At 57.7% G+C, this 21176-nt stretch carries 26 protein-coding genes; 15 read left to right on the top strand and 11 right to left on the bottom strand.

Features of this window, described 5'->3' with window-relative positions:
- Positions 1-98: 98 nt before the first annotated feature.
- Positions 99-995: a DMT family transporter gene (locus tag FIV03_RS18095; RefSeq protein ID WP_075282470.1), complete on the top strand. Its 897-nt coding sequence runs from the start codon at positions 99-101 to the stop codon at positions 993-995.
- On the opposite strand, the gene FIV03_RS18090 is transcribed toward FIV03_RS18095, so the two are convergent.
- The 3 genes from FIV03_RS18090 to FIV03_RS18080 form a co-directional block, all read right to left on the bottom strand.
- A complete protein-coding gene (locus tag FIV03_RS18090) occupies positions 990-2780 on the bottom strand; it encodes a radical SAM protein (RefSeq protein ID WP_152510521.1) in 1791 nt (596 codons plus the stop codon). The genes FIV03_RS18095 and FIV03_RS18090 overlap by 6 nt on opposite strands.
- Before the next feature lie 78 nt (positions 2781-2858).
- Positions 2859-3167, bottom strand: coding sequence for a membrane protein insertion efficiency factor YidD (gene yidD, locus FIV03_RS18085; protein ID WP_152510520.1), 309 nt, complete (start codon positions 3165-3167; stop codon positions 2859-2861).
- A gap of 59 nt (positions 3168-3226) precedes the next feature.
- Positions 3227-3679: an iron-sulfur cluster assembly scaffold protein gene (locus FIV03_RS18080; RefSeq protein ID WP_152510519.1), complete on the bottom strand. Its 453-nt coding sequence runs from the start codon at positions 3677-3679 to the stop codon at positions 3227-3229.
- A gap of 288 nt (positions 3680-3967) precedes the next feature.
- Here FIV03_RS18080 and folE point away from each other — a divergent pair, with 288 nt between their 5' ends.
- The 8 genes from folE to FIV03_RS18040 all read left to right on the top strand — a co-directional run bounded on the left by folE (position 3968) and on the right by FIV03_RS18040 (position 9886).
- Positions 3968-4603, top strand: a complete 636-nt coding sequence (gene folE / locus FIV03_RS18075) for a GTP cyclohydrolase I FolE (RefSeq protein ID WP_023001090.1) — start codon at positions 3968-3970, stop codon at positions 4601-4603.
- Positions 4604-4648: 45 nt separating this feature from the next.
- Positions 4649-5104: a phosphoribosyl-AMP cyclohydrolase gene (hisI, locus tag FIV03_RS18070; protein WP_152510518.1), complete on the top strand. Its 456-nt coding sequence runs from the start codon at positions 4649-4651 to the stop codon at positions 5102-5104.
- Between the two features lie 207 nt (positions 5105-5311).
- Positions 5312-5467: a periplasmic nitrate reductase, NapE protein gene (gene napE, locus FIV03_RS18065; RefSeq protein ID WP_152510517.1), complete on the top strand. Its 156-nt coding sequence runs from the start codon at positions 5312-5314 to the stop codon at positions 5465-5467.
- Positions 5468-5471: 4 nt separating this feature from the next.
- Positions 5472-5987: a ferredoxin-type protein NapF gene (gene napF, locus FIV03_RS18060; RefSeq protein WP_152510516.1), complete on the top strand. Its 516-nt coding sequence runs from the start codon at positions 5472-5474 to the stop codon at positions 5985-5987.
- Positions 5984-6268 (top strand): chaperone NapD, encoded by a 285-nt coding sequence (locus tag FIV03_RS18055; RefSeq protein WP_152510515.1) that lies wholly within the window; start codon positions 5984-5986, stop codon positions 6266-6268. Before napF ends, FIV03_RS18055 begins: the two co-directional genes overlap by 4 nt.
- Positions 6265-8760 (top strand): periplasmic nitrate reductase subunit alpha, encoded by a 2496-nt coding sequence (napA, locus tag FIV03_RS18050; protein ID WP_077292651.1) that lies wholly within the window; start codon positions 6265-6267, stop codon positions 8758-8760. The genes FIV03_RS18055 and napA overlap by 4 nt, the downstream gene beginning before the upstream one ends.
- Before the next feature lie 8 nt (positions 8761-8768).
- Complete coding sequence (locus FIV03_RS18045; RefSeq protein WP_023001084.1) at positions 8769-9239, top strand: nitrate reductase cytochrome c-type subunit; 471 nt, start codon at positions 8769-8771, stop codon at positions 9237-9239.
- Positions 9239-9886: a cytochrome c3 family protein gene (locus tag FIV03_RS18040; protein ID WP_031269311.1), complete on the top strand. Its 648-nt coding sequence runs from the start codon at positions 9239-9241 to the stop codon at positions 9884-9886. The genes FIV03_RS18045 and FIV03_RS18040 overlap by 1 nt, the downstream gene beginning before the upstream one ends.
- Positions 9887-9938: 52 nt before the next feature.
- On the opposite strand, the gene FIV03_RS18035 is transcribed toward FIV03_RS18040, so the two are convergent.
- The gene (locus FIV03_RS18035) at positions 9939-10370 is read right to left on the bottom strand and encodes a CBS domain-containing protein (protein ID WP_023001082.1); all 432 of its coding nucleotides are present in this window, start codon (positions 10368-10370) and stop codon (positions 9939-9941) included.
- Positions 10371-10650: 280 nt separating this feature from the next.
- Positions 10651-11439 carry a rhomboid family intramembrane serine protease gene (locus tag FIV03_RS18030; protein ID WP_152510514.1) on the bottom strand — a complete coding sequence of 263 codons (789 nt, stop codon included), beginning with the start codon at positions 11437-11439 and terminating at the stop codon, positions 10651-10653.
- A 555-nt stretch (positions 11440-11994) separates the two neighbouring features.
- On the opposite strand from FIV03_RS18030, the gene FIV03_RS18025 reads away from it, so the two are divergent.
- From FIV03_RS18025 to FIV03_RS18015, 3 genes are all read left to right on the top strand, one after another.
- Positions 11995-12642, top strand: a complete 648-nt coding sequence (locus tag FIV03_RS18025) for a PAS domain-containing protein (RefSeq protein ID WP_152510513.1) — start codon at positions 11995-11997, stop codon at positions 12640-12642.
- Between the two features lie 368 nt (positions 12643-13010).
- Positions 13011-13646, top strand: a complete 636-nt coding sequence (locus tag FIV03_RS18020; RefSeq protein ID WP_055654833.1) for a PilZ domain-containing protein — start codon at positions 13011-13013, stop codon at positions 13644-13646.
- Positions 13647-14086: 440 nt separating this feature from the next.
- Entirely contained in the window at positions 14087-14701 is a 615-nt protein-coding gene (locus FIV03_RS18015) for a transglutaminase-like cysteine peptidase (protein WP_209009698.1), read from the top strand.
- 174 nt (positions 14702-14875) lie between these two features.
- On the opposite strand, the gene FIV03_RS18010 is transcribed toward FIV03_RS18015, so the two are convergent.
- Positions 14876-15403, bottom strand: a complete 528-nt coding sequence (locus tag FIV03_RS18010; RefSeq protein ID WP_152510512.1) for a gamma carbonic anhydrase family protein — start codon at positions 15401-15403, stop codon at positions 14876-14878.
- Between the two features lie 6 nt (positions 15404-15409).
- Entirely contained in the window at positions 15410-15736 is a 327-nt protein-coding gene (locus FIV03_RS18005) for a hypothetical protein (RefSeq protein WP_023001076.1), read from the bottom strand.
- Positions 15737-15949: 213 nt separating this feature from the next.
- Between FIV03_RS18005 and FIV03_RS18000 the strand changes: the two genes are divergently transcribed.
- Positions 15950-16648: a hypothetical protein gene (locus FIV03_RS18000; RefSeq protein ID WP_152510511.1), complete on the top strand. Its 699-nt coding sequence runs from the start codon at positions 15950-15952 to the stop codon at positions 16646-16648.
- An 86-nt stretch (positions 16649-16734) separates the two neighbouring features.
- On the opposite strand, the gene FIV03_RS17995 is transcribed toward FIV03_RS18000, so the two are convergent.
- Both FIV03_RS17995 and cysE read right to left on the bottom strand, forming a co-directional pair.
- Entirely contained in the window at positions 16735-16950 is a 216-nt protein-coding gene (locus tag FIV03_RS17995) for a DUF3126 family protein (RefSeq protein WP_006940479.1), read from the bottom strand.
- A 112-nt stretch (positions 16951-17062) separates the two neighbouring features.
- On the bottom strand, positions 17063-17899 hold the full coding sequence (cysE, locus tag FIV03_RS17990) for a serine O-acetyltransferase (protein WP_023001074.1): 837 nt from the start codon (positions 17897-17899) through the stop codon (positions 17063-17065).
- 166 nt (positions 17900-18065) lie between these two features.
- Here cysE and FIV03_RS17985 point away from each other — a divergent pair, with 166 nt between their 5' ends.
- The gene (locus FIV03_RS17985; RefSeq protein WP_152510510.1) at positions 18066-18878 is read left to right on the top strand and encodes an enoyl-CoA hydratase; all 813 of its coding nucleotides are present in this window, start codon (positions 18066-18068) and stop codon (positions 18876-18878) included.
- A 130-nt stretch (positions 18879-19008) separates the two neighbouring features.
- Here FIV03_RS17985 and FIV03_RS17980 read toward each other — a convergent pair whose 3' ends face one another.
- Both FIV03_RS17980 and FIV03_RS17975 read right to left on the bottom strand, forming a co-directional pair.
- Positions 19009-19893 carry an alpha/beta hydrolase gene (locus tag FIV03_RS17980; protein ID WP_055654838.1) on the bottom strand — a complete coding sequence of 295 codons (885 nt, stop codon included), beginning with the start codon at positions 19891-19893 and terminating at the stop codon, positions 19009-19011.
- Between the two features lie 65 nt (positions 19894-19958).
- Positions 19959-20714, bottom strand: coding sequence for an alpha/beta hydrolase (locus FIV03_RS17975; RefSeq protein WP_152510509.1), 756 nt, complete (start codon positions 20712-20714; stop codon positions 19959-19961).
- 214 nt (positions 20715-20928) lie between these two features.
- Here FIV03_RS17975 and FIV03_RS17970 point away from each other — a divergent pair, with 214 nt between their 5' ends.
- Positions 20929-21174, top strand: coding sequence for a zinc-finger domain-containing protein (locus FIV03_RS17970; RefSeq protein WP_023001070.1), 246 nt, complete (start codon positions 20929-20931; stop codon positions 21172-21174).
- Positions 21175-21176: the final 2 nt, after the last annotated feature.

Raw genomic sequence — 21176 nt, 5'->3', positions numbered from 1 at the left:
TTTCACAAAACAATACCAGCTTCAGCTGATTTATCAAAAGTACTCGCGTCCATCTCCTTGGCAGAATGAAGGCCATCCTGAAACGCTTGGAGGCAAAAATGGACAAGACATTGCGCGGCGCCACCGAAATGACCGCCGCCATGACCATTCTGGGAACGATAGGACTTTTCGTGGTCCTCTCCGGCCAAGGCGCCATCGACGTTGTGTTCTGGCGCTGCGCCTTCGGTGCGTTGGCGCTGCTTGTCATCTGTTCTGCCCAGGGTCTACTCCGCCGGCACCTGACCTGGAAGAAACTGGCCGTTGCCGCCATAGGGGGCGTTGCCATCGTCGTGAACTGGGCAATGCTCTTCACTGCCTATTCCGAGGCATCCATCGGCGTGGCAACCGCTGTCTACAATACCCAGCCGTTCATCCTGGTCGGCTTCGGCATTCTGTTTCTGGGAGAACGGATCACCGTCAACAAGCTCGGCTGGCTGGTCATTGCCTTTGCCGGTGTCCTGCTGATCGTCCAGGCAAAACCCGGCGCTGTCGAATATGCCGGTTCAAATTATGCACTCGGTATAGCACTCTCGCTCGGCGCTGCCTTTTTCTGGGCTGTCGCGGCCCTGCTGACCAAGAAGCTGACGGGAACGCCTCCACAGCTGATCGCGCTGGTACAGGTCTGTGTCGGCATCCTGATGCTTGCCCCCTTTGTCAGTTGGAACGCTCTGCCGGAAGGTACAATGGCCTGGGGCTCGCTTGTCACGCTTGGCGCCGTTCACACGGGGTTGATGTACATCCTCATGTATGGCGCAGTGCAGAAGCTGCCGACCTATCTGCAAGGTGCCTTTTCCTTCATTTATCCGGTGGTGGCGATCCTTGTCGACTATGTTGCCTTCGGCCATCAGCTGAAACCGCTGCAGCTTGTCGGAGCGGCTGCGATCATCATTGCCGCGATGGGTATGACCTTCGGCTGGCGGCTGCTTCGGCGCAAGGCCACGGCCTCTCCATCATAGGGCCGAAGCAGCCTTCGCCCTGTCTTTTCCGGCCTTCGAAAGCGCGGCGTCGCGAAGCTGTTTGGCAACCGCTTCCGCGCCGCCGCGTGTTTCCCGGATCATCGCCAGATCCTCTTCTTCGCTCCGGTTCATCGGGGCAATGGCAAGATCGGAATACGTCCGCCTGTCGGGCGATGCCTTGACCCTCCGGTAGATCCGGTAAACCCGCCAGACGGCAGATAGATAGACCCAATGTTTGGCGACGATTTCGGCAAGATACCGCGGATAGAACACCAGCGGATTTTCAAGCGGCAGCCCGCCGCGTCGGTCTGTGCGGAATTTCAGGCGGAAATAACCGCCCTCAAGCGGATGAACGCCTTCGCATTCGACCATCAGCTTGAACCACATCATCAGGAACAATTTGTTGCCCGGACGCCCCTTGCGATGCGCCGCGGCTCTGCGCAACACCGTTTCGATGTGGCCATCCGAATAGTAGCTTGCCCAGGCCTGCCGGTAGGCCTCCTCCCAATCCTCATCGCTCATTTTCGGGTGATGGCTCACCCGGTGATTGAGATCGTACTTGTTGAGGTCTGGATCCATCCAGATGCCTTTGCTTAACAGCACCTTGTGATCTTCGGATCCCGGAAGCGGCGTCAGATAAAAGAACTCGAGCAGATCGAGCGGAAGCTCCTTTTTGATGATCTCGACATCATGCAGGACCGACTTCTTGGTATCGCCCGGAAAACCGATGATGTAACCGGCATAGGTGGTTGCCCCGTGGGCTCGCCATTTCTGCAGCATCTCCCGGTATTCGGTGATCTTGTTCTGCCGCTTCTTTGCGGCCATGAGATTGTCCGGATTGATGTTTTCCAGCCCGATGAAGACCCGGTTGACCCCTGCCCTCGTCGCTTTCTCGATGAAACCGTCAATCCGGTGACAGAGCGTGTCCACCTGGATGATGAACTTGATGTCGAAACTCTCCTGCTCCCTAAGCTGGATCAAGCGGTCGAACAGCGGCTCCCATTCCCGGTTGCGGGCGAAATTGTCGTCGGTGATGAAAAAACGGTCGATCCCCTGTGCAACGTTGTCGCGAATGATCTGCTCCAGATCGTCGGCGGAACGAAACCGGCTCTTGCGACCTTGCACGTTGATGATGGTGCAGAAGGAACACTGGAAAGGGCAACCGCGGCCAAGATCGAAGCTGGAATGCGATCCGGCCGTGAAGCGAATGTGCTGGGTGGGCAGGATCGGGGTCGGCTCCCCCTCCAGCGACGGCAAGTCCGCCATGAAATTGTAAAGCGGCTTCAGATCGTCAGAAAAGGCATCTCGGAAGACATCGTCCAACCGCCCGTCCTCGGCCTCGCCGGCAAAATAGACGACACCTTCCTTTTGCAACCGAACCATCTCTTCCGGCATTTCATCCAGCATGGATATGCAGCCGGAGACATGAAATCCGCCGATGGCAACCGGCAGACCAAGACCTAGAAACCTGCGGGCAAGGTCGGTCGCCCGGGGAAACTGGTTGGACTGAACCCCGACCAGCGCAATAAGCGTAGATCCACCTGCCTGCCGGATCTGCCGGGCAATCTTTTCCGGACGAACCCGCTTGTTGGTTTCATCAAAGGTATGAAGATGGATGCGGACATCCTTCCCAAGAACCTGACGGTTACGAGCTGCTTCTGCGAGCCCGTTCAGGCTGGCGAGCGTGTTGGAAGGAATTGCGGAGCGAAGCCACTGGATCGGATAACCGTCGTCGTCGTAATGGGTCGGCTTGATCATCACGAAATGGAAGTCGCGTCCGCTCATTCTTCCCTCCGCCTTCTGGCATGAGAGGCAAGCGTTGCACCAACCTGACGTTAGGTCAACAACGGATCGGATGAGCGATTAGTCCAGACGATGTTCCGGCGGGATGTGCTTGCCGGTCCAATGACCGTAACGCCAGGGCAAAAACCAGTGCGCATTGGGCGGCAAGGTGTCGGGAACCGGGTCAAAACCGGACGCACCCCAGGGATTACACCGAAGAACCCGGGACAGGCCAACCCACCCCCCGGCCCAAAAGCCGAAGCGGCGAATGGATTGCTCGGTGTAATCGGAGCAAGTTGGCGCGTAGCGGCAGGTGCGCCCCATGAAGAGCGACACGGAATGGCGGTAAAGCCAGATAAGCCCAATCGCTGCATATCCGACTGGTGACAATCGGCCATCCGGCTTTCGCGGTTCGTTATGGAGAGAACACATGGGGCGCCGAACCGCGGTCACGCGACCGCGCTGTCTTCCTTGGCTTTCGCCTCGATCTGGTCGAGCGCGTCGACAACGGCATCAAATGTCAGAAGCGTGGAGGCATGGCGCGCCTTGTATTCGCGGACCGGTTCCAGAAACTTCAGGTCTTCGAAGCGGCCTGTGGGTGCCTCGCCGCCTTCCTTCAACATGGCACGCATGGTCCGTTGCACTTCGCGCAACTCATCTGCGCGCGCGCCGATGATATTTCGAGCCATGATTGACGAAGACGCCTGGCCAAGCGCGCAGGCTTTGACGTCGTGAGCAAAATCCGTGACGACGCCGTTCTTCATGGAAAGATCGACAATGACGGTGGAGCCACACAATTTGGAATGAGCTTTTGCGCTTGCGTCCGGATGCTCGAGACGGCCGATCCGCGGAATATTTCCGGCGAATTCGAGGATCTTCGCGTTATAAATGTCGTCGAGCATAACTCGCCTCTTCGTGAATGCCTGTGATGCGCGACACATTGATGGCGCACTGCTTTCATATATATACATCAGACGCCACGGCAAATTCGCAAGGGGCAGAGTGGTCGCAGTTGGTCTTTCGCATGACGTTTGCACGCTAGAAACCGGCTCCTCCCGCTCAGAAACTGTGCGTTCGCTTTTTGCCTGGAGTATGATAAGGGTCCGCGGCTTGAAAAGCCCGAACCTTCTGATCTGTGCACCAGCGGGCGCCGTATGACGAGTGACAAGGGTTAAATTGCGAGGATCCCCATGGACGCTGTCCTCAAGCCGGTAGAAAAAACCTTCGAAAGAAAGTCGCCGGATCAGTTGCATCGGCCAAGCCGTGAAGAAGCGGAAGCTGCAGTGCGCACGCTTCTGGCCTGGACCGGCGACGACCCGGACCGCGAAGGTCTGGTGGAAACACCGAAGCGCGTGGTCAAGGCACTGAGCCAGCTTTACAGTGGCTACTTCGAAGATCCGGCAGAGCATCTTGCAAGGACGTTCGAAGATGTTGGCGGCTACAAGGATATCGTCCTTGTGCGCGGCATCCCGTTCCATTCCCATTGCGAACACCACATGCTGCCTTTCATCGGCGAAGCTCATATCGCCTATTACCCGGCAGAAGGCGTCGTTGGACTTTCCAAACTGGCACGCGTTGTCGACATCTACGCCAAGCGTCTGCAAACGCAGGAAAACTTGACTGCGCAGATCGCATCGGTCATTGACGACGCTCTGGCCCCGCGTGGCCTGGCCGTGATGCTGGAAGCCGAACACCAGTGCATGACCATGCGCGGTGTCCAGAAACCCGGTGTCTCCACGATCACCACCCAGTTTACCGGCGTATTCCAGGACGATCCCGCCGAACAGGCGAAATTCATGTCACTGGTACGCGGCAAGGGTCTCTGACTTTTCAGCCCTTGCGTTATCAATGACGACAAGGGCTTTCCTCCCATGTGCAATACCCACCTGACTGAGCGCGGCGACAAGGCAACGGTTGAAAACGGCGATCTGATGATGCCGAAGTTTGACCGGGACGGCCTGATTGTGGCTGTCGTCACCGATGTGGCGTCAGGCGAAGTGCTCATGGTTGGCTACATGAATGCAGAGGCCCTGAAGCGGACGATCGAGACCGGCGAGGCCTGGTACTGGAGCCGTTCGCGCCAGAGCTTCTGGAAGAAGGGCGAAACCTCCGGCCAGATCCAGACCGTGCATGAAATCCTGACCGATTGCGACCAGGACGCCCTGATCCTGAAGGTTTCGGTTGCCGGCAATGGCGCAACCTGCCACGTCGGATATCGCTCCTGTTTCTACAGAAAAACCGTGAAGAGCGACGACGGAACGGTGCGTCTGGAACGCGTGGAAACCGATCGGGTTTACGATCCCGACGTAGTTTATGGCAAGAGTTGAGCCTGGCCTCCAGGGCCAGCAACCTTCTCGGCAGCCCTGCTGCAAGTCATTGAAACATATTAAGTTGCGAATTTTTGAAACAAACTTTTAAGTAGTATCACGTATATCTCAATCCCCTCTCTTGCGCCTAAGTTTTCATCAGGCGCGAACAACAAGATCAACACCCCGTGCCTGATTCCCTATCGACCGCAAGCTGAGGGAGAGGCTATGGCGGACAATACTGTTCCAAGCAAACGGGACGAACGGATTGCGTTCATCCTGTTGGCCGTTTTGCTTGCCCCGGCGCTTTCAGTCGCAATTGTTGGCGGCTACGGCTTTATCGTCTGGATGTCACAGCTGGTCCTTGGGCCGCCGACGGGCTGATGCAATGTCACCCGACCCTCATTTTTCGGCCAGCCGCAGAGCATTCCTGAAACTGCCCAGCCAACCGGAGATCCAGAGACTTCGCCCACCCTGGACGGACGAAGCCCTTGTTGCCGCGCGTTGCACAAGCTGTAACGCCTGCAGCGAAGCTTGCCCCGAATCCATCTTGAGGCCGGACGACACCGGGCGGCCGGAAGTTGTCTTCGACGGCGGCGAATGTACTTTCTGCGGCAAATGCGCAGACGCCTGCGCACAGGACGTCTTTGACACGAAGCGCACACCGGCCTGGCCGATCAAGGCTGAATTTCAGCCGGGTTGCCTGCAGGATCATGGCATTGCCTGCCAGGTGTGCCGGGATATCTGCCCCACTTCGGCAATTCGAATAGATCTCACCAAACGCCCCTTTGGCCGGCTTCGCATCGAAACAGATGCCTGCACGGGCTGCGGAGCCTGTCTCCCAGTCTGTCCGCAGGATGCACTGGCCATTGTCCATCCCAAAGAGGATGACCAGACAGCATGAGCACAACAGTCCACATAGCCAGTCTTCTCGTTCATGCACGAACAGAGGCGATATCCGATGTCGAGCGGGATGTTCTCGCTCTCGGCGGCGCCGAGATCGCCCATTCCGATGATCAGGGACGCCTGATCGTGACACTGGAAACCGCGAACGAAGCGGAAATCGTACAGGCCCTCACGGATATCCAGCTGCTCACCGGCGTTGTGAGCGCATCCCTTGTTTACCACCAGACAGACGGTGCGCCCGAGGCGGCACCGACCTCCCTTCAAGGAGACACACAATGAGCGGAATAAGCAGACGTGATGTCATCAAGGCGCAGGCTGTGGCGGCCGCCGCCGCGGCAGCGGGACTACCCGTGCCTGCGGCCGCACAGAACCTTGTCACCCATGCGCATCTGACCGACCTGAAGTGGTCCAAGGCTGCCTGCCGCTTCTGCGGCACCGGCTGTTCCATCATGGTCGCGACCAAGGCAGGACGCGTGGTGGCGACACACGGCGACGCTGAAGCGGAGGTGAACCGGGGTCTCAACTGCGTCAAGGGCTACTTCCTGTCGAAGATCATGTACGGCAAGGACAGGCTGACGACACCTCTCCTGCGCAAGAAGAACGGCAAGTTCGACAAGGACGGCGACTTCGAACCGGTATCCTGGGACGAAGCGTTCGACATCATGGCGGAGAAATGGAAGGCGACACTGAAGGCCAAGGGCCCGAAGGCTGTCGGCATGTTCGGCTCGGGCCAATGGACGGTCTGGGAGGGGTATGCGGCTTCCAAGCTGATGAAGGCCGGCTTCCGATCCAACAATATCGACCCCAATGCTCGCCACTGCATGGCGTCAGCGGTCGTCGGGTTCATCCGTGCCTTCGGCATTGACGAGCCCATGGGCTGCTACGACGACTTTGAAAACGCCGACGCCTTTGTGCTCTGGGGCTCCAACATGGCCGAGATGCACCCGATCCTGTGGACCAGGATCGCCGACCGGCGCCTCAGCCATCCCCATGTCAAGGTTGCCGTGCTTTCCACCTTCGAACATCGCAGCTTCGATCTGGCGGACATTCCCGGCGTATTCGTTCCCCAGACGGACCTGATCATCGCCAATTATATTGCGAACCACATCATCCAGTCCGGCGCGGTGAACGAGGAGTTCGTGTCAAACCACGTCAATTTCCGGAAGGGCGCACAGGACATCGGCTATGGCTTGCGACCGGAAAATCCGCTTGAAGCTGCTGCAGCGAATGCCGGCAGCGGCGATTCCGAGCCGATGTCTCTCGAGGAATTCGCCGAATTCGTGAAACCCTACACACTGGACTTCGCCGCGGAGAAGTCCGGAGTTTCAAGGGAGCGGCTTCAGCAGATCGCTGAGCTTTACGCAGATCCGGACACCAAGGTGATGTCCCTTTGGACCATGGGCGTCAACCAGCATACCCGCGGTGTGTGGATGAACAACCTCATCTACAACATCCACCTGTTGACCGGTAAAATTGCCCAGCCCGGCAATTCCCCCTTCTCCCTGACCGGCCAGCCGTCTGCCTGTGGCACCGCCCGCGAAGTCGGCACCTTCGCTCACCGCCTGCCTGCCGACCTCGTGGTTTCAAATCCGGAGCACCGGGCAACAGCCGAAAAGATCTGGAAGCTGCCGGCAGGAACCGTTCCTGAATGGATCGGTGCGCATGCCGTTCTGCAGAACCGGAAACTCAAGGACGGCGAAATCAACTGCTACTGGGTGCAGGTCAACAACAACATGCAGGCCGCCCCGAACATGATGGAAGAAGGCCTGCCAGGATATCGCAATCCGGAAAACTTCATCGTCGTTTCCGATGCCTACCCGACTGTGACGGCAGAAGCCGCCGACCTTGTGCTGCCAACCGCAATGTGGGTGGAAAAGGAAGGTGCCTACGGCAACGCCGAGCGCCGCACGCAGTTCTGGCACCAGCTCGTCGACGCACCGGAAGGGGCCATGTCCGACCTGTGGCAGCTGGTTGAGTTTTCCAAACGTTTCACAACAGACGAAGTCTGGCCGCCCGAGCTTCTGGCCGACAATCCCGATTACAAGGGAAAGACGCTGTACGAAGTTCTGTTCGAAAACGGCAATGTCAACGCCTTCCCCAACAGCGAGCGGGCGGAAGACTACGAAAACCGCGAATCCGACGAGTTCGGCTTCTACATCCAGAAAGGCCTGTTTGAGGAATACGCCCAGTTCGGCCGCGGACACGGCCACGATCTGGCGGATTTCGACACCTACCACCAGGTGCGCGGGCTCCGTTGGCCCGTGGTGGACGGCAAGGAAACCCGCTGGCGCTACAACGGCAAATACGACCCTTATGTGAAAGAGGGAGCCGCGTTCGATTTCTATGGGAAACCGGACGGCAAGGCGGTCGCTTTCGCCCTGCCCTTTGAACCGCCCGCGGAAAGCCCGGATGAGGAGTATCCCTTCTGGCTGTCCACCGGCCGGGTTCTGGAGCACTGGCACTCCGGATCGATGACGCAGCGCGTGCCTGAACTCTACAAGGCCGTGCCCGATGCCCTCTGCTACATGCATCCGGACGATGCCGAGGCTCTAGGCCTGAGGCGCGGTGCGGAAGTGCGCATCAAATCCAGACGTGGGGAAATTCTCACCCGCGTCGAAACCAGAGGCCGCAACAAACCGCCCAAGGGGCTGATTTTCGTGCCCTGGTTCGATGCCCGCCAGCTGATCAACAAGGTCACGCTGGACGCGACCGATCCGCTGTCGAAGCAGACCGATTTCAAGAAATGCGCCGTGCGCGTAGAAGCAGTGTGAGGTGAGCCATGAAACGCTTTGCAATCGGCCTTGCCTGCGCCGCCCTGTTGGTTGCCGCAGCTGCCGCAGCCGCCCAGGAACACATCGCCACCATGCGCCCCGCAACGCCGTTGGCGGAAAACGGGACGCCTGCCCCGATGCCAAAGCCGGTGAACTCCGACATTCGCCAGGTGCGGAACTATCCCGAGCAGCCACCGCTGATCCCTCACACGATCGAGGGCTATCAGATCGACAAGAACTCCAACAAGTGCCTGAGCTGTCACTCCCGTACAGCCATTGAAGTCAGCCAGGCGCCAATGGTGTCGATCACGCATTTCATGAACCGGGACAACCAGTTCCTGGCGTCCGTCACACCCCGGCGGTATTTCTGCAATCAGTGCCACGTGCCGCAGACCGACGCCCGGCCTCTGGTCGAGAACGACTTTGTCGATGTCGATGAAGTGCTCGAATATGTGAAATCCAAAGAGGGGGCAAAATGATGCTGGCCTTCCTCAAAAGGCTCTGGACCACCATCCGCCGCCCGAGCGTGCACTACAGCCTCGGCTTTCTGACCCTCGGCGGCTTCATCATGGGCATAATTTTCTGGGGTGGTTTCAACACCGCGCTGGAGTTGACCAATACTGAGAAGTTCTGCACGGGCTGTCACGAGATGCGCGACAACGTCTTTGCCGAGCTTAAAACGACAATCCACTACTCCAACCGCTCGGGCGTGAGAGCCACCTGCCCGGATTGTCATGTCCCCCATGAATGGACAGACAAGATCGCCCGCAAGATGCAGGCCTCAAAGGAGGTCTGGGGCAAGATCTTCGGAACGATCAATACGCGGGAAAAGTTTCTGGAACACCGGCTTGAACTGGCCCAGCACGAGTGGGCCCGGCTCAAGGCGAACAATTCGCTGGAGTGCCGCAACTGCCATTCCGCCGATTCCATGGACATAACCCGTCAGAGTGGAAGGGCCTCTGAGGCGCACCAACGCTTCCTGTTCACGGGTGAAAAGACCTGCATCGATTGCCACAAGGGCATCGCGCATCGCTTGCCGGACATGTCTCAGTCGGCATGGCACGGGGAAAAACCCGAAAAAATGCTGAAGGAAGCCACCGCGTTTCTGGCAACACGGCAAGATTGATAAATCACACGTCGAAACAAAAAGGCTGGCCTACAAGCCAGCCTTTTTCACGTCAGGCCATCGTAATGTAGCTGCGCATCTGCTCGGCTTCGAGTTCAACCTGCGCAATCTTGAACTTTACGACGTCGCCGATGGAGATCACACCGGTCAGCTTGCCGTCCTTCACGACCGGCATATGGCGGAACCTGCCCTGTGTCATGCGAGCCATGACTTCGTTGATGTTGTTCTCTTCGGAGCAGGTAACCACGTTCTTGGTCATGACACCGGAAACCGGTGTTTTCAGCGCCGACACGCCTTGCGTACCGACCACGCGAACGATGTCCCGCTCTGACACAATGCCGTCAACGGCACCTTCCTTGTCGGAAACGACCACGGCACCGATCTTGTGTTTTGCCAGGGTTTCACAAATTTCGCTGAGCAACGCGTCGCTGCGCGCTGTGATAATATCGTGGCCTTTCCCACTCAGGATTGCGGCTACGGTCATTCAATCACCTCCCATGGCATCAATCGGTCCGTTTTACCGGACCAGATCAACCGACGCTCAATCGGAAGCGATCAAACGTCAATAGTTGATCGACCTTAATGTAGTCTGCCAGCCGGTCTCCGGAAGGAGATGTTCCAGCTGCTCGACCACTTTCGCACCGACTGGGGCCGGACGTCCATTCGAATCCGACAGGACGACCTCCAGTCGTCAGGTATCATGGCAAAAAAATCAGATCGCGCAAACTGTTGACCTTGCGTCTTGAAGGTACTTTCGCTTCGCGTCAGGAATTACGCCGCTGCGGCACGGGGTCGAACAGCGGGAACAGGGCAAGTCCGGCGACAAATCCACCAATATGAGCTTGCCAGGCAACACTTGCCGGCTGTCCCGCAACGGGACCGCTCATCAGGCCGAAGAACAGGTTGAGCCCGAACCATACCGCGACAAAAACCAGAACCTGTTGATTGCGAAGGCATTCCGCAAGCGGCTGCGCCGGTACGAAATAGGCCGTCGGATCGTTGCTGCGGATCGCACCCAGCGGGCCACCACGCTCGAAAACGAAGCGAATGGCCGCAGCCATCTGGCCGGAAATGGCGGCGGATGCGCCGATCATCGGCGCGCCTTCTCCCCAGTGGGTGGCAAGATGGGCCAGCGCCCCACCAACGGAACAAGCCGCCGAAAACAGCAGAAATCGGCCTACGCCAAACCGCCTGGCAACCGCACTGCCGAAAATCGCCATCCAGAGCAGGTTGAAGATAATGTGCATGGCGCCACCATGCAGCAGGCTGTAAGTGACGAAGGCCCAGAGGCTGGAGAGAAGATCAAAAGGCGGCAGGCTGCCGAGATAGGCATATTTTACCGGCCAGAATGCAAAAAGTTCGATGATCAGATTGTCCAGGTTCGCCGGAAGGATCATCACACGCAGAACGTGGATCGCAATCAGGATACCGCCAAGCCAGACGATGATCCCGGGCAGATTGAACACGGGCGGACCGGACGGCCGTTGGGGAGGTTGTTCCTTCTGGGCTTTTTCGCGCCGGGCGCGCTCTTCATCAATGCGGTAAACGTTCATGGACCCTCTGCCTTTCCAGTCTTTCTTCTAAGCCAGATCGAAGACAAAACAAGAGTGGTTCGACCGCCAGAACATGCGAAACCGGGAAAGAGTGACTTCGGCTTCTCCAGTCACAATCCCCAAAAAGCCTGAAAATACAAAGCGCCGGCCACCTAAAGGTGACCAGCGCTTTGCGATGCCCCCCAAAACCGGTCGCGTCCCCACGACGCCCGTTCAGGACAGTTGTTCACTCCGGCCGGCGCTTGTTTTACCGAGGCAGCTCTTGGCGGCTGTACCTATCGGCCCGCGGCCTGACCTGCAACAACAGGTTCCTCCCACCCGCTGTCTATGTGAACTGAGTGTTAAGCTGACAGGCAACCGCCCCCAATACAAGCTTTACCGAAAATTAACCTTAATTTCTGACCGCCTCTCAAGCTTTCGCGCCAACAAGCACTTGGCACGCGCCCTGCTTTGTAAAGGTCAAAAACCAACAGGGAAGCATTTTCGTCCCGTTTTGAAACAAGAACTGTCTTGAGACGAAACACCGGGCGCAAGAATGGCAAAGAGGCGAACCAGATGAAACACGGCGTAACGCAAACTCTTTACAACTACTGGGACAATCTTCGCGGCGCCCGTCCAGCACCGAACCGCAGCGAAGTCGATCCGGGTGAGATCCGCGGCCTTCTTGGTGACACCTTCATTCTGGAGACGAACGGTTCCAGGGACGTGCGCTACCGCCTCGCCGGCACACGCCTGTGTTCCGCACATTGCCGGGAACTCAAGGGCCGCAACTTCCTGCGCGGCTGGAGCGTGAAAGACCGTGAAGCCCTGGAAAGCCTGATCGCCGCCATCACCGAAGATGCGGCTGCGGCCGTGATCGGCATCAACGGCCATACGGAACGCGGACAGATCCTGCAGATGGAAATGCTGCTGGTACCGCTGAATGTTCCAGGTGAAGGCAGGATCCGTGTCCTGGGAAGCTGCACTCCGATGGAAAAACCCTATTGGATCGGCCTGCATCCCATTTTGAGCCAGTCGATCTGCAGCCTGCGCCTGGTCTGGCCGGACGAGCGTCCCTATTTCGTGGATTCCCCTGCTTCCACGCTCAACCCGATCCTGCCGCGCTTTACCGCCGAAGGCATCGCCATGCCGACACCGCCCCTGCCGAGCGGTGCCGAGCGCAAGGTCGGACATCTGACCGTCTATTCTGGCGGCAAGACCTGATCCGCCCAACATAGCAAGTCTGGTAACATCCCTGTTCACCTGCGAAATCGGGCCGGCCGAGAATCAGCTGGCCCGAATTCATGTCCGGCACCGGCTGATTTACAGCCTCTATTCAGCCGAAAAGAAGTCCTTCCTTCCGGATTTTTACTCTCGCATTATTGTGCTTTCTCGACAGAGAGGGCTTGAATTCCGAACATCGCGGCCGTACCCGCATTTTTATCGATCACAAGTCTGGACCTGTGCGCCTTCTGAGCTACACTCTTACACATCGTTAACCCCAGCTACCTAAAGTGCTTTGAAAGACGTCTTTTGAATCGCATCTCAGCCGGGGACAATGCGATTTGCGCACCGTTTTGGATAGAACAGGCATGAGCGCCGGAGTGGCAACAGCAACAGAAGGAAGCAGATCGCTTCAAGTCACTGACCGCCGGCGCCATCAACGGGTCCAGGTCAATATACTGGGCCGCTTCATGCTTGAAGATCGGCGCGAATACCCTTGTCAGGTTATCGACATGTCGCCTGGCGGCATGGCCATGATTACACCGGTCACCGGCAGGGTCGGCGAACGCGTGATTGCCTATCTTGACCACCTGAGCCGCGTCGAAGGCAGGATTTCCCGCCTGATCGATGGCGGCTTTGCGGTTGAACTGCGCAATACGGTCCGTAAACGCGACAAGATCGCCAATGTTTTGACGTGGCTCGCGAACCGGGACGAACTCAATCTTCCCGAAGACCGCCGCCACGACCGCTTCGTGCCCAAAAACCCGATGACGAAGATGATCCTGCCAGACGGCTCGGAACATGTCTGCCGCATCATCGACGTATCCCTGTCCGGCGCGGCCATCGCCACGGACATCGTGCCGGAGATGGGCGACGCCATCACGCTCGGCAAGATGCATGCACGTGTCATTCGCCGCATCGAAGGTGGCATAGCCGTCGAATTTGCTGCTGTTCAAAGCCGCGAATTGCTGGAACATCACATATCGGCACCAGAGGAAAGCTGACTTTAGCTTTCTCATCATTCTCAAGTGCTTGAGACACTTCAGAAAGGCCCGGCTTTTTGCCGGGCCTTTTTGTTTCTGCGTAATTTTCCGGGTAGTAGCGTTTCTTTTCTGCTGGCCAGATCCAAAAAAATCAAAAAACTTTCATGCCCTTTCCTCCCCCTCAAGGACGGGCACAAGACCCGCTCCAGACCGAAAACCAGGCGATTGAACGCCGATTTCGCACCACTCGAAAAACACCAATTTCTCGCCATTTCAAGGACTTCTGGAGGATGCATCAAATTTTACGAAAATTTTCCTCCAACTTGAATTAAAGTAAATTCAAATAACGATAAAAAGAAACTCAAACACACATAAAATACAAATACAGTTTTACTTTGGAGATTTTCTCCAAGTAAAAATCATTGAGTCATCGTTGCGTCAGCCTTGGGGAGGGCGTTACGATGAAATTACTTCACAGAACTCTACTCGCATCTGCAGTGTTGCTGTCTTGCACCGTCATGGGATCGGTTGCACAGGCAGAACCCGGCCGCTTCATGGACATGCAAACGGTTGTCAAGGCACCCGTCGGCTATGACCAGTTCTGCCGTGACAACGTCTGGGCTTGTCCGAAGGAAAAGTACAAGCCGGTTGTCGTGAAGCTGGACGAAGCCCGCTGGAACGAACTCATTGCCATCAACAAGGAAGTCAATCGCCGGGTTCATCCTATGACCGACCAGGATCTGTTCGGCCAGGAAGAATACTGGACCTATCCGGTGAACGGATACGGCGACTGCGAGGAATACGTCCTTGAAAAGCAGCGCGTCCTGATCGAAGCCGGCTGGCCGAAAAGCGCCCTTCTGATCACTGTTGCAAAAGATACCAAGAACTCGGGTCATGCCGTTCTGACAGTACGTACGGACCATGGTGACATGATCCTCGACAACCAGATCGAGGCGGTGCTGCCCTGGTTTTCGACACCCTACCGTTACATCAAGCGTCAGTCTGCCAGCTCGCCCGTGCAGTGGACAGGTATTGCCGACACGCGCGTGACGACTGTCAGTAGCGTGTCCAATTAGGATTGGGATTGGTCCGGCCTCAGCCGGCCTCTAGGACGATCCGGTCGCGTCCCCACCCTCCCCATCCCTACCACGACCGGATCCAGGGAACCGGCCCGCCCCCCGCAGGCCGGTTCCCGCCTTTTCAGGCCCAGCTCAATTGGGGTCGGGTCGAATGGGTCAGATCAAAGCGGGTCAGAGTTCCCGCAGGCCGGCCTTGAAGCGCCGCCAGTTGCGCACATATCCGTCGGCGGAATTCGCAATCCCGTTCGCCGCCTCCAGCGGTAACGTTTTCACGACCTTTCCTGGCACGCCCACCACAAGAGAATTGTCCGGAATTTCCTTGCCTTCGGAAATAAGGGCATTGGCACCAATGATACAGTTGGAGCCGATGACAGCGCCGTTCAGAATTGTTGCGCCCATCCCGACCAGCGAATTGTCCTTGATCGTACAGCCATGCAGGATTGCCTTGTGGCCGATCGTGCAGTTGGCGCCGATGGTCAGCGGGTAGCCCATGTCCGTATGAAAGACGCAGCCGTCCTGGACGTTGGAGCGCATGCCGACGGTAATCGTCTCGTTGTCACCACGCAGGACCGCGTTGAACCAGACGCTTGCAGCTTCCTGCAGAATGATATCGCCAATCAGCGTCGCATTCGGTGCGATCCAGTATTCCCCGTTTTCCGGAAAAACAGGCGTACGTCCATCAAGAGCAAAGACCGGCATGAGACCTCAGGTGTAACCAATCATGATCAGGGCAACGTTGATTACCATAACACCGGAACACATGCTCCACATGCCGGCAATTGTGGAAGATGCGACCAGCCAACCCAACGGCCGCTTTTCGATCCTGCGTCCACGAATGGCGTTGCGCATGATGATGAAGGGTCCAGCGAACACACAGACAAAAACGCCGGCGATAAACGACAGGATGCCCTCTCCGTCAAAGGCGAACTTCGGCGGCTGCTTCGTGATCAGCTGATAAAGGCTGCCCAGCACACCGGACGCAACAAATCCGGCGCATGCGATATATCCAACGATTAGAAGATTGAACAGCACGCCCGTTAACCCCTTGTTAACTCTTTCGCACGGAAAGTGATTAAGAATTCGTAAAGGGTCAAGAGCAAAGACTGTGCCGGAACGGCAAATGAGCGAAAACCCCTCAATTGAGCCACTTCGAGCAGCGTCAACGCCTTCCCCAAGCGGGACACCTGTGCCGTTTCAGGACAACCTGTCCCATATATGTGCACAGCCAATCAAGGGACTGAAGTCGTGATACCTGTCTCCTTGCCACGCCCGATCAGAACCGATCCCCGCCACTTCACCTGGCTGGCGTTGGCAATGTGTGTATTGGGCACGGCTCATGTTGGCGGGAAGATCTACTCCTGGTCGTCCGGCTGGCCGATGGAGGCAGGCATCAGTCAGGACCAGCCCGTCCGCTTTGCCGTCGGCACGACCCGCTTTGAGCTTCCCCTGAACCTGATCGCGACGGCTTCGCAGAAACGGCAGGCCCTTGGTTCCGAAGCCGCGTTTGAAACACTTCGCCTGAACCTGCACTGGTCTTCCAGCGCCACGAAGAACAGCGATACGGGATGGGACGCCCCTGCGACGATCCGGGTTGACCTTGAGAGCAATCCCGGCCGGGAGAGCCTGCGGGCAAGGCTTGATCCGTTCTACAGGCGTCTTGCACGCGGTGGCGAGATGAAGGGGCCTTCGGGACTGAAGGTCCTGAAATTGTCGGCGCGTGGCGCGCCGGCGACGGATCTCATCGTCTACGATCCAACCGTTCAAAACGGCTTCATCGCACGATGCCGCAAAGACAGCACTTCGGGAAAAGCCGGTTGCCACCGCGCCATCGTGTTCGCCTCGGGTCTGGAACTGCGCTACAGCTTCGATCAATCGCTTCTGCCGGACTGGCGCCGCCTCGACGGCGACATCGTTGCCAGCATCGAAGGTTACCGGATGCAATGACCTGACTTGAGCGGATGGCGGAGAAATGAAAAAGGCGGCACACCAGAGGAGCCGCCTTTTCACGTTACGATCGAAAAGTCTGAAACTCAGACTTCGTCCAGATCAATTTCAAGGATTGCCATCTGGAAGTTCCAGCTCAGATCTTCATCCTCATCGTCTCGGAAGATGACACCGATGAATTCGTCACCGATGTAAACTTCAGCAGAGTCGTCCTTGCGCGGGCGGGCCTGCACCTTGATGGTCTTGTTCTCGAACTTCGAACGCAGATAGGCTTCGATCTTTCGGATTTCATCGGGTTTCACGGCGCTCTCCTGTTCTTTGCCTTCAGCATCAATCTGGCGCGGACCCTACAGGAGCCAACGGAAATGCCAAAGCCTTTCCGCAAGCTTTCCCCGTCTTCCTGAAACCGGATTTTCAATTCGTCTGGCCGGCGTCTTCACCGAGCAGCTGATTCATGCTGCGGGCCGGTTCTGCGCACCCTGCCTTGCCGACGATCTTGGCCGGAACCCCGGCAACCGTCGTGTTTGCAGGCACGTCCTGAAGCACCACGGACCCCGAGGCAATGCGCGAGCAATGTCCGATTTCCAGGTTGCCGAGAACCTTGGCACCCGCCCCCAGCAAGACACCGCGGCGGATCTTCGGATGGCGGTCGCCATCTTCCTTGCCGGTGCCGCCAAGGGTGACGCCCTGCAGGATCGAGACATCGTCCTCGATCACCGCGGTTCCGCCAACCACAATGCCGGTACCGTGGTCGATGAAGATACCGCGCCCGACGGGAACCGCCGGATGGATGTCGATCTGAAAAACTTCCGAGCTGCGGCTTTGCAGATAAAGGGCAAAATCCTTCCGGCCACGGCGCCACAGCCAGTTTGCCAGCCGGTGCGTCTGCAGGCCATGGAAGCCCTTGAAGTAAAGGACCGGCTCCAGGAAACGGAAGCATGCCGGATCGCGGTCGAAGACGGCAACGATGTCGACCCGGAAAATCTTGGCCAGCTCCGGCTCGTCTGCCAGTGCTTCAAGGTAGGTTTGCCGGATCAATGATGCGGAAACAATGTCCCGGCCCAGCCGGTCGCCAAGGCGATGAACGACGGCCTCTTCCAGGCTGTCATGGTTCAGAACCGTTTCGTAGACGAAGGACGACAGGGCCGGCTCTGCCGCGACCATCGCTTGTGCTTCATCCCTCAGTTGATGCCAGACCGGATCATGGGTCGGAACTTCTTTCAAACCGGTCTTGCTGATCGGTGCCGACATGGCCTGTCTCCTTTTCAAGCCGTCACGAGTGGTCCTTAAAATAGGACTGTCGTCTGATATTCCCAAATCAAACTTCCTGATATCAGATATGACCGTTTCAAATGAACCCCGATACCTGAAGATTTTCAGCATCTTGCTAACTGAAATCGCAATTTGAGGTTAAATCATGCCAACACAAACGTCCCAACCAGCCCCTTCCGGCAATCCGATGGTGATCCGCAACGGTCAGATTGCAGAGCTTGTGTTGAATGCGCCCGACAGAAAAAACGCACTGCCTCTTGCCGCATGGCAGGCAATTCCCGGTCTTCTGGCAGAGCTCGCACGGGATCCGGATCTGCGCGTCTGCATCGTGCGTGGTGCCGGTGGCAAGAGCTTTTGCGCAGGCGCTGACATATCGGAATTCGAAGCCATACGCTCGACGCCGGAAGCCGCCAAGAGATACGACGACATAAATGTTGCCGCCTTCAAGGCACTTAAGGCGTTGCCCGTCCCGGTCATTGCGGCAATCGAAGGCCCCTGCCTTGGCGGAGGCCTGGGCCTTGCACTCGCCTGCGATCTGCGCATCGCCGCCCGTTCCGCCTTTTTCGCCATTCCCGCAGCGAGGCTCGGTCTAGCCTATCCGCCCGAAGCGCTCGGTGATCTGCTGGAGGCCGTTTCACCTTCCAACGCCAAGAGACTGCTGTTTTCGGCCGAGCGCCTGACGGCCGAAAAGGCGCTGGACATGGGCCTTGTCAATGAAGTGGTCGACGACACGGATCTGAACCAGCACATCAATGCGCTAAGCGAGACACTCTGCGCCAATGCGCCTTTGTCACTGAAGGCAGCCAAGCAAGCCATCAATCGCCTCGCCCAGCCCGGCAGTCAGACGGACGCAACGGCTGACCTTGCCAATGCGCAGGTCTGTATCGACAGTGCCGACTACCGCGAAGGCTGCAGGGCCTTTCTGGAAAAGAGATCGCCGGTGTTCACTGGCGTCTGACAAGATCGCAAGCCAAGCCCGAAGCTGAATCAACCTCTCAACCACTTCTGCCAGCAACTTGAAACGACTCCCGTTTTCACTTCACAGCGAATATCCGAACGCGTCGCAACGACTTGTCGGCAATTCTATCTCAGGCCATCGCGGCATCGGTTTTGAGTGCGATCAGGAAGTCCTCTACCGCTCCGGCAAAAACGTCATTGCGATCACCGGCAACCATGTGTCCGGCGTCGCGGATATCGGTGAATTTCGAGTGAGGCACCAGCGCCTGGAACTCGCGAACATGGTCCATGGAGACCAATTCGGAGTTCTGCCCCCGGATCAGGAGAACAGGCACGGAAAGATTGCCCGCCGCAGCCAGCATGCGCTCTTGCGACTCCACCGCCCTGTCTTCGTCCTGATGATGCTTTGACTTCAGGAATGCCGGGTCCCAATGCCAGCGGTAGCGGCCATCTGCATGGAGCCGAAGGTTCTTTGAGAGGCCGGACAGGTCCTTGGGCCGCGAGCGGTTGGGCAGATAGCGGGCGATCGCATCAGCGGCCTCTTCCACGTCGGCAAAGCCGTCATCGACCCTGTCTCCCATGAAGCCCAGGATTTTGGCGACACCACCCATGTCGATCCGCGGCGTGATGTCCACCAGAACCAGCGCGGAAAGACCGCCCCTGTTTTCCTGTCCCTCCGCCAGCATACCGGCAAAGCCGCCAAGCGACGCCCCAACGACTACCGGGTTTGCCTTGTGCAAGGCCTCGACCTGAGAGGTGACAGCCACGAGATCCCTGGCGAAATCGTCAAATGCATAGTTTCCCGAGGCAACCCAGTCGCTTTCGCCATGTCCGCGCTGGTCCAGTGAATAGACCGGGTGCCCGAGATCCGCGATCCTGCGTGCGGCACCGTCCCAGGAATGCCGGGTCTGGCCGCCGCCGTGGAGCATGATCACAGGCAAGTCCCCTACCCCGTAACGGTCTGCCACCAGACCGTTCTTTTCCGCGCCCTGGAATTCAACACGCTTCGGACCCATGCAACCTCCCTCGATACCCGATCAGCACACCACAGCGCGGCTTGCGCCTCCGGTGGCGTCAGGCCTTACGCTTCAATGTTGTTCAGGAACGCCAGAACGCCCTGTTTGTGCACCTTGTCGCCCACGGCAACCATGTGATCGCGGCCCGGGATCTCCAGCACTTCCGCGTGCGGAATCAAGGTTGCCAGCTTGTGCGGTGACCCGGCGATATCGTCCTTCGTACCGACGGCAATCAACACCGGACGCTCGATGCGCGCGACGTCTTCCTCGCTGATTTTCTGCCGCGAGGAGCGCATGCAGGCCGCCAGTGCCCGGCGATCGGACCCTGTCTGCTCCGCGAAGGCCCTGAAGGCACGTCCGGTGCGATCGGAAATGTCCTGGATGCGGTCGGTCTCAAGGGCTGTCGCAATCGGCTCCGGATCTCCGATGCCGGAAATCATGCCGTAGCCCAGGCCGCTGAAGATCGCACGGCGCACCCTGCCCGGGTGGTTGAGGGTCAGGAATGCCGAGATTCTTGCCCCCATCGAGTAGCCCATGACATCGGCACGCTCGATATCAAGATGGTCGAGCAGGCGTTTGGCATCTTCCGCCATCACCGGTGCACCATAAGCTGCCGGGTCGTAGAACTTCTGACTGTCGCCGTGGCCGCGATTGTCGATGGTAATCACGCGCCTGCAGTCGCCGACCAGCAAATCGACCCAACCGGGATACTGCCAGTTCACCTGCTTGTTGGACGCGAACCCGTGGATCAGCAGGATCGGGTCCCCCTCACCTTTATCCTCATAGGCGATCCTAACACCATCGAACTCGAACTGAGGCATCTAAGACATTAACCCTTACGTAAACGGAAAACACAATTTCACGGTAGAGTAAGGGGTTTAGGCAGCGAAGGTAAAGCCCATTTCCGGCTCCAGGTGGAGCCTTGCTGCGGTTGTGGATCGCAGATTCCGGGTCTACCCATATATTTTACAAATGGATATGGTCCGCAAAATTTGCTATCGGGGTCCAACCTTTTAGAGACAGAGGAATTTCAACATGGCGGATCATGTCGTCCCGCATTTCCAGAACTCCAGCGGACACGATTCGGTGGCGATCGGCGCACGGGAATTCATGTGCATCGGCGCAAATCCTCCGTTTGATCATCCCCATGTCTTCCTCGACATGGGGAGTGAGAACGAAGTGGTCTGCCCCTATTGCTCAACGCTCTACAAGTTCGACAAGACACTGCAGGCAACCGAATCCTCGCCTTCAGACTGCACCTGGACGCCTGTAGCGGCGTAATT

The sequence above is a fragment of the Labrenzia sp. THAF187b genome, assembly GCF_009363375.1.
GTDB lineage: Bacteria > Pseudomonadota > Alphaproteobacteria > Rhizobiales > Stappiaceae > Roseibium > Roseibium algicola.
This window is presented reverse-complemented; position numbering and strand designations above follow the sequence as displayed.

What these genes read in the sequence shown, in the direction of transcription:
- FIV03_RS17980 (WP_055654838.1), bottom strand. Translation starts at nt 19,893, where the DNA reads ATGGGTCCGAAGCGTGTTGAATTCCAGGGCGCGGAAAAGAACGGTCTG.
- napE (WP_152510517.1), top strand. Translation starts at nt 5,312, where the DNA reads ATGGCGGACAATACTGTTCCAAGCAAACGGGACGAACGGATTGCGTTC.
- FIV03_RS18080 (WP_152510519.1), bottom strand. Translation starts at nt 3,679, where the DNA reads ATGCTCGACGACATTTATAACGCGAAGATCCTCGAATTCGCCGGAAAT.
- FIV03_RS18055 (WP_152510515.1), top strand. Translation starts at nt 5,984, where the DNA reads ATGAGCACAACAGTCCACATAGCCAGTCTTCTCGTTCATGCACGAACA.
- FIV03_RS18010 (WP_152510512.1), bottom strand. Translation starts at nt 15,403, where the DNA reads ATGCCGGTCTTTGCTCTTGATGGACGTACGCCTGTTTTTCCGGAAAAC.
- FIV03_RS18015 (WP_209009698.1), top strand. Translation starts at nt 14,087, where the DNA reads ATGAAATTACTTCACAGAACTCTACTCGCATCTGCAGTGTTGCTGTCT.
- FIV03_RS17975 (WP_152510509.1), bottom strand. Translation starts at nt 20,714, where the DNA reads ATGCCTCAGTTCGAGTTCGATGGTGTTAGGATCGCCTATGAGGATAAA.
- FIV03_RS18090 (WP_152510521.1), bottom strand. Translation starts at nt 2,780, where the DNA reads ATGAGCGGACGCGACTTCCATTTCGTGATGATCAAGCCGACCCATTAC.
- FIV03_RS18025 (WP_152510513.1), top strand. Translation starts at nt 11,995, where the DNA reads ATGAAACACGGCGTAACGCAAACTCTTTACAACTACTGGGACAATCTT.
- folE (WP_023001090.1), top strand. Translation starts at nt 3,968, where the DNA reads ATGGACGCTGTCCTCAAGCCGGTAGAAAAAACCTTCGAAAGAAAGTCG.
- hisI (WP_152510518.1), top strand. Translation starts at nt 4,649, where the DNA reads ATGTGCAATACCCACCTGACTGAGCGCGGCGACAAGGCAACGGTTGAA.
- FIV03_RS17985 (WP_152510510.1), top strand. Translation starts at nt 18,066, where the DNA reads ATGCCAACACAAACGTCCCAACCAGCCCCTTCCGGCAATCCGATGGTG.
- FIV03_RS18035 (WP_023001082.1), bottom strand. Translation starts at nt 10,370, where the DNA reads ATGACCGTAGCCGCAATCCTGAGTGGGAAAGGCCACGATATTATCACA.
- FIV03_RS18020 (WP_055654833.1), top strand. Translation starts at nt 13,011, where the DNA reads ATGAGCGCCGGAGTGGCAACAGCAACAGAAGGAAGCAGATCGCTTCAA.
- napA (WP_077292651.1), top strand. Translation starts at nt 6,265, where the DNA reads ATGAGCGGAATAAGCAGACGTGATGTCATCAAGGCGCAGGCTGTGGCG.
- FIV03_RS18030 (WP_152510514.1), bottom strand. Translation starts at nt 11,439, where the DNA reads ATGAACGTTTACCGCATTGATGAAGAGCGCGCCCGGCGCGAAAAAGCC.
- FIV03_RS18095 (WP_075282470.1), top strand. Translation starts at nt 99, where the DNA reads ATGGACAAGACATTGCGCGGCGCCACCGAAATGACCGCCGCCATGACC.
- FIV03_RS18045 (WP_023001084.1), top strand. Translation starts at nt 8,769, where the DNA reads ATGAAACGCTTTGCAATCGGCCTTGCCTGCGCCGCCCTGTTGGTTGCC.
- cysE (WP_023001074.1), bottom strand. Translation starts at nt 17,899, where the DNA reads ATGTCGGCACCGATCAGCAAGACCGGTTTGAAAGAAGTTCCGACCCAT.
- napF (WP_152510516.1), top strand. Translation starts at nt 5,472, where the DNA reads ATGTCACCCGACCCTCATTTTTCGGCCAGCCGCAGAGCATTCCTGAAA.
- FIV03_RS18040 (WP_031269311.1), top strand. Translation starts at nt 9,239, where the DNA reads ATGCTGGCCTTCCTCAAAAGGCTCTGGACCACCATCCGCCGCCCGAGC.
- FIV03_RS17970 (WP_023001070.1), top strand. Translation starts at nt 20,929, where the DNA reads ATGGCGGATCATGTCGTCCCGCATTTCCAGAACTCCAGCGGACACGAT.